The sequence below is a fragment of the Pseudoalteromonas sp. TB64 genome (genome assembly GCF_000498095.1).
In the GTDB taxonomy this organism is placed as follows: Bacteria; Pseudomonadota; Gammaproteobacteria; order Enterobacterales; family Alteromonadaceae; genus Pseudoalteromonas.
The window spans coordinates 48,531-55,632 of record NZ_AUTQ01000245.1; the positions used below are offsets into that span (position 1 = coordinate 48,531).

4 protein-coding genes are annotated in these 7,102 nt (G+C 41.0%); 2 read left to right on the plus strand and 2 right to left on the minus strand.

Annotation, left to right across the window (positions count from 1 at the left end; translation table 11 throughout):
• Positions 1-59: 59 nt before the first annotated feature.
• Both rnr and rlmB read left to right on the plus strand, forming a co-directional pair.
• On the plus strand, positions 60-2,552 hold the full coding sequence (rnr, locus tag L647_RS0120585) for a ribonuclease R (protein WP_024612693.1): 2,493 nt from the start codon (positions 60-62) through the stop codon (positions 2,550-2,552).
• A complete protein-coding gene (gene rlmB / locus L647_RS0120590) occupies positions 2,549-3,292 on the plus strand; it encodes a 23S rRNA (guanosine(2251)-2'-O)-methyltransferase RlmB (RefSeq protein WP_024612694.1) in 744 nt (247 codons plus the stop codon). Before rnr ends, rlmB begins: the two co-directional genes overlap by 4 nt.
• Positions 3,293-3,722: 430 nt before the next feature.
• Here the strand turns inward: rlmB and L647_RS0120595 are convergent, their stop codons facing one another.
• The gene (locus tag L647_RS0120595; protein WP_024612695.1) at positions 3,723-5,879 is read right to left on the minus strand and encodes a TonB-dependent receptor; all 2,157 of its coding nucleotides are present in this window, start codon (positions 5,877-5,879) and stop codon (positions 3,723-3,725) included.
• Positions 5,880-6,100: 221 nt separating this feature from the next.
• A complete protein-coding gene (locus tag L647_RS0120600; protein ID WP_024612696.1) occupies positions 6,101-6,946 on the minus strand; it encodes a LysR family transcriptional regulator in 846 nt (281 codons plus the stop codon).
• Positions 6,947-7,102 lie beyond the last annotated feature (156 nt).

The following is a 7,102-nucleotide window of genomic DNA, read 5'->3' on the forward strand; positions in this document are numbered from 1 at the left end:
CTGTCTCATTTTAACTATATGGGTTAAAATGCCTATATAACCAACTAACAAGATAGTGAATGTCAAACCAAGATCCAAATCTCAGTCGAGAACAAGAAAAGTACGAAAACCCAGTCCCTAGTCGTGAGTTTATACTTACTCACCTTCAAGAGCGTTCAAAACCAGCTAATTACGCGCAATTATGTGAAGAACTAGCCGTAAACGATGAAGAACGCCAAATAGCATTTAAACGCCGCCTTCGCGCTATGGAGCGTGACGGACAGCTGTATTTTAATAAATCTAAATGCTATGCCCTAATTGACGAAGCCGGTTTAACCAAAGGCAAAGTAATAGGCCACAGAGACGGTTTTGGCTTTTTAGAAGTCGAAGGCGAGAACAAAGATTGGTTTATTGCTAAACACCAAATGAACATGGTGTTACATGGCGACATTGTACTAGCTAAAGGCACTAAACGTGGCTCTGGCTCAAAATGCGATGCACGTATTATAAAAGTGCTTACCAATGAGCGCGCCCCGGTTGTTGGGCGTTACTTTGTTGAGCACGGTATTGCCGTTGTTGTAGCTGAAGATCCGCGCATAACGCAAGATATAATGATTTTACCAGGCAACGATAATGGTGCCCGCCATAACCAAATGGTGCAGGTTAAAATTACACAAAATCCGAGTCGCAACATGAACGCGGTAGGTAAAATAGTTGACGTACTTGGTGAGCATTTAGCCCCAGGTATGGAAATTGAAGTAGCACTGCGTAACCACGATATTCCACATGTATGGCCAGAAGAAGTTGAAGCACAAGTTGCCCACTTAGGTGAGTTTGTTGATGAAGCTGACAAACAAGGTCGCGTAGATTTACGTGATTTACCACTTGTTACTATTGATGGCGAAGATGCTCGCGATTTTGATGATGCCGTATATTGTGAACCTAAAAAATCAGGTGGTTGGCGCTTATGGGTAGCCATTGCCGACGTATCGCATTATGTAGGAATGAACACGCCGCTTAACGAAGAAGCTATTACGCGTGGTAACTCAGTGTATTTTCCTGAGCAAGTAATTCCTATGTTACCAAAAGTGCTTTCTAACGGATTGTGTTCGCTTAATCCAAAAGTAGATCGCTTATGTATGGTTGCCGAAATAACCGTATCGAGTGCTGGCAAGCTTTCGGGTTATAAGTTTTACGAAGCGATAATGAACTCGCATGCGCGTTTAACTTACACCAAAGTAAATGCTATTTTACAAAACGACGAAAAACTACGCGAAGAATACTCAGCAGTAGTGCCACATTTAACTGACTTACAGCAAATGTATATAGCACTTAAAGCAGCACGCCAAGAGCGTGGTGCCATTGAGTTTGAAACCCTAGAAACACGTTTTGTATTTAACGCTCAGCGTAAAATAGAATCAATAGTGCCAGTTATTCGTAACGACGCGCACAAACTAATTGAAGAGTGCATGATTTTAGCCAACGTATCGGCGGCTAAATTACTCGAAAAGTACGAAGCAAGCGCGCTTTACCGTGTGCATGACGAACCAGACGGCGAAAAACTAAGTAACTTTACTAAGTTTTTAGGCGAGTTAGGTATCGAAAGCACATTAAGCGACGAGCCAACGCCAAAAGAAATAACGCAAGTATTAGCCCGATTAGGCGACCGCCCAGAAGCAGAACTTATTCAAACTATGTTACTGCGTTCAATGAAACAAGCTGTTTACCAGCCAGATAACATTGGTCACTTTGGTTTAGCGTTATCGGCATATGCGCATTTTACATCGCCAATTCGTCGTTACCCAGATTTAGTAGTGCATCGTGCTATTAAAGCGGTATTAAAAGCACAAGGCCAGCAAACATCTGGCGAATATGCGTATACCGATGATGAAGTAGATCAACTTGGTGAGCAGTGTTCTACAACAGAGCGCCGCGCCGATGATGCAACTCGCGAAGTAGCCGATTGGCTTAAATGTGAGTTTATGCAAGATCACGTAGGTAGCGAGTTTAACGGTGTTATTTCGTCGGTTACTAACTTTGGTTTGTTTATTCGTTTAGACGATTTACAAATTGATGGGTTGATTCATGTTACTAACTTAGGCGAAGAGTTTTTTGCACACGATGCTGCAAAACATTGCTTAATTGGCGAACACACTAATACTGTTTATCGTCTTGGCGATAAAGTAACAGTGCAGGTTGCGTCGGTTAGTTTAGACGATCGCCGTATTAACTTAACGCTTAAAGGCGATGTTGCACAAGACAGATACTCACGCCGCCGTGCGCCAAAAGGTGCAGGCAAATCTGGTCATGCACCAGCAAGCGTACGTTCGCAACTAAAAGCAGGTAAAGTACCAGGTAAAAAGTCGCACAGCGATGACAAACCAAAAGGTAAAAAAAAACCAGCGAATAAAGATAAAGGTAAACCTGTAAATAAGTCTGCAACTAAACCCGCAGATAAAAAAGCAGCAGACACCGCAGTAAAGAAAAAACCAAAAAAGAAGGCTGTTAAAAAGCCTAAAAGAGCAGGCAAAAATGCCCGTAAACGTACTAGCCCAGGAGCAGACAATACGTGAGTAATGAATTAATTTTTGGCTTTCATTCTGTTGAAGCAATTTTAGAAAGCGAACCAGAGCGCTTTGTAGAAATTTACGCCCTTAAAGGTCGTGACGACAAACGCTCAACTCCGATTATTGATGAAGCACGTAAATTTGGTATTTCAGTACAGTTTATGCAGCGTAAAGCCCTTGATAGCAAATCAAAAGGCGAGCAACATCAGGGTATCATTGCTAACGTAAAAGCAGCGCCTACGTTTAATGAAAAAGATCTTGATGCGATCATTGCCCGTGAAGACACACCGTTTTTACTTGTACTAGATGGCATTACCGATCCGCATAACTTAGGTGCATGCCTACGTAGTGCAGACGCAGCAGGTGTTCACGCTGTAATTGTACCTAAAGATCGCTCTGCAAAGCTTAACGGCACAGCACGTAAAGTAGCCTGTGGCGCAGCCGAAACAGTACCACTTATTCAGGTTACCAACCTTGCACGTACGCTTCGTGAAATTAAAGATGCGGGCGTATGGGTTGTAGGCACCGCGGGCGAAACTGATAACCACGTATTTGACGCAAGCTTAACAGGTCCTATGGCTATTGTTATGGGTGCAGAAGGCGAGGGTATGCGACGCTTAACGCGTGAGCATTGCGATATGCTCGTTAAAATCCCTATGGCGGGTACTGTTTCAAGCTTAAACGTATCGGTAGCCACGGGTATTTGTTTGTTTGAAGTATTACGCCAACGTAACGCAAATAACTAACATATAAACGATAAGTTTTATGTATAAAAAAAGCCGAGATTGAAATTCAATCTCGGCTTTTTTGTGTCTGTAATTTACGCTTTTAACTTTGCACCAATTGTACTGAATTGATGCTCTATCATAGCGATAGGAAAATAACTCTATAGCAAGGCAAAAATAACGAAATATAGTTGTTCTTATATGAGTTATTATTAACGCAGCTAGTGAACGATTTCTCCTATACAAAGCGCAGGGAAACGGTTTAATAGCAAGGCAATAATTTAGATGTGTAGTGCTTTTACATAAAAAATTATTAACGCTGTTAGTGAACCATTTCTCCTATACAAAGCGCAGGTAAACGGTTTAATAACAAGGCAATAATTTAGATGTGTAGTGTTCTTACATAAAAAATTATTAACGCTGTTAGTGAACCGTTTAACCAGCTTTAAGCTTAAAAGCTATAAGTGTAGCCCATCTGTACAGTACGTGGCTTACCTGGCTGAATGCCACCGTTTGAGCGGTTAGCAACGTATGTTTTATCAAACAGGTTATCAACGTTTAGGTATACTCTTTGATTATCATCAATTAAGTATTTAGCAGCTAAATCCCACACTACGCGGCTATCAATTGCGTTTAAGCCCGACTCAGTTAAGTTAGCGTGCGCATCAGACACATAACGTACTTGGCTATTAACTACAAATGCAGAAAACTCAGCACCTAACGATAACGCTACTTGGTTTTCTGGTACGTAAGGCATTGCATCGCCTTTTTCTACCGTGCCCCAAATTTCTGAATCAAAATCGTTTTTAAACTCAGAGTCTGTGTAAGTGTAAGTTAATTTAACAGGGAACATTGCTGCGTCAGTTGCAAAAGTACGTGCCGCACTAAATTCAAAGCCTGTTACTTCTACTTCACCGTAGTTATATTGATCGCCAATATTCTCATCGCTACAACCAACAGCCGCAGTACAGTTACCGTGCATGTTGTCGTAGTCAGAGTAAAACGCAATTACTTCACCGCTAAAGCCATCCATATTAAAGCGAGAGCCAAACTCAATGTTTACACTTTCTTCTTCTTCTTGGTCAGCATTGCCTGGTGCTGCTGGAGCATACCCTTTTTGAATACCGGCAAGAAATGTCACGTTTTCGTTAAGAGTATAAGTAGCACCTAACGATGGAACTAAAATTTCTGTATCGTTCGACACATCTTTAGTTAAACCGTTGCTGCGAGTTGGATCTGATTTAGACCACTCTTCACGTGTAATAGTAATATCTTCATAACGAAGACCTGCACTTACTACTAATGCGTCAATTGTCCACTCGTCTTGAATAAACAAAGTACTTGCTTCTGCGCTATCTACACGGTTGCTGTCAGAGCCTGGAATGCCTTGGTCTGTAAGCGTTAAGCTTAGGTCTTGATTAAGCGTGTATGTGTCTTCCCACTGAAAACGATCCATTTCATCTTCATGGTAACGCACACCAACAGTCACATAGTGATCGCCTGCAGGAATATGTAATTCAGACTGAATCCCTTTTGCTTGGTAATCGCGGTTATTAGCTTTAATACCAATACCTTCAATGCCTTCGCTTGTAGGGTTTGCTTCAAACTCGCTGTATTGCTGTAAAACGCTTTCGCTTACTTGGCTGGCTTTATACCAGTTACGATGAAAATCGTTTAAGTAAGCCGTTGCTAAAAATTCGTAGCCATCACCAAAACGATACGCGTAGTTAAGTTGGTATGCATTGTGGCGAGTGTTCATTTCATCGTTTTGCGATGCAGCATAACGGCGATAAGGACTTTGTTGATAATCTTCGTCTGTTAAGCCCATGTATGTTTCGTCTGATGTTTCGTCAGAGTACTTAATTTTTAGCTCAAGATTATGCGCATCGTTTTGACCAAACGTGTGACCAAACTTTAATAGTAAATCTGTTTTTTCAAAGCCGGTGTTGTCATCGCCTACTGGCAGCTCTTTAAAGCCGTCTGCGCCGTAAGTAAATATTTCGATTAAACCTGCTGTATTATTTTTTTCTTTACCAAAGTAAGCGTGACCTTTGTAGTAACCGTCGCTACCAAGGGCTGCATCTACCATACCTTTTGAGCTATTTGGCTCAGTTGGTAAGCTGCGCGAAAGTAAGTTTAAAACACCACCCGTAGTACGAGGACCATACTTAACTGAGGCTGCGCCTTTTAAAACTTCAATAGACTCCATACGACCCACAGTAGGGAAGTAATAAGCAGAAGGTGCAGAGTAAGGTGCTGGTGCAACTAATACACCGTCTTCCATTACCGATATTTTATCGTTACGACCAGTACCTGTGCCGCGCATACCAATATTAGGGCGCAGACCGTAGCCGTCTTCTTCTTGCACGTAAACACCTGGAACAGACGCCAAAACGCGAGAAATATCAGTAAATTTGAATTTTTTAAGTTCTTCTTCAGAAATAAATGTAGCCGAACCCGGAATATCGTTAATTGCTTGTTCTGAGCCAATAACAGTAATTTGTTCAAAGCGTTGTTCTTTATTGCTGGTGTCTTTTGCTATTGCAGTAGCACTAAAAGACAAAGCAACCGCAGTTGCAAGGGTCGATACTAAAAATTTAGGGTTCATTGTGTTCCTAATCATGTCAATTATCTCAATTATCTCAATTGGCGTAATTTGAACACGTTAACGAATACGAATCAATGTTATTAACTGTTTAACTATCCTGTTTAATAGAACTAAAAACACCTACTTATGCAACTTTGTTAACTAAATTGTTTCTTTTGTATTGATTTGTAATTGCTTTACTAGTTATAAAGGCTGAATTAATTATATGTACTATATGAGCGCTAGCCCAAGCGTAGGGCTATAAATTCAGCGAGTTTATCTACTGCGTTCTCCGACTCACCCGAACTTTTAACTAAGCTAATACCAATATTACCAAGAGCAGGTAAATGCTTGGTTTGAACCTGATAGTTAAGCTCACTCGGCACTGTACTTTTGGCAAGTACCGTAATACCTAAGCCTTCTTTTAATGCAGCAATAAGACCGGTTAAGTCGGCGTTGCTATATACAATTCGGTATTTTATACCTGCACTTTTTAATGCATCGGTAGCGCGGCGACGGTAAATACATCCCTCAGGAGCGGTAACTAAAGTAACCACCTCGTTTTGAGCAATCGATAAATCACCTACCCATACGAGTTTGTCTTGCATAAAAATAGGAAACTTATCGGAGTTAAGTCGCTCATTTAGCGCCAGCACTAAATCAAACTGATCTTGGCGAGACGCCGAAAGCAAATGCTTACTCAAACGAGATTTAACTTCTAGCGACACCTCAGGGTAGAGCGCCACAAAGTCGCCAATAATTGAAGGTAAAATACGCGCCGCAAATTCGCTCGGAATACCCAAGCGTACTTTACCTGCAATGTTTTCTGAGGTGAACTGCTGCAAAATAGCATCGTTGTGTTGCATCATCTGCTTTGCCATAGGCAATAATAGCTCGCCGTATTGATTAAGTACTTGGCGTTGGCCCTGTTTTTTAAATAACTTATAGCCAAGCACATCTTCTAAACGTTTTATTTGTAGGCTTACAGCGGGCTGCGATAAGCCAAGTAAGTCGCCTGCTTTAGCAAAACCACTTACCTCAACTACCATTACAAAGGTGCGTAAGCTGTCGGTTGATATGTTTTTCATATTTATAATTACAATTTATATGGCTATATATATAAGTATTATTTATCAATTGATAAATAATTACAATTTGTTGTTACTCACCTCGCGCAATATACTTTTAGTATTGAAAATACATAGGTGTTTGTTATGACTTTTAATCCAATAATGTTTGCCCGC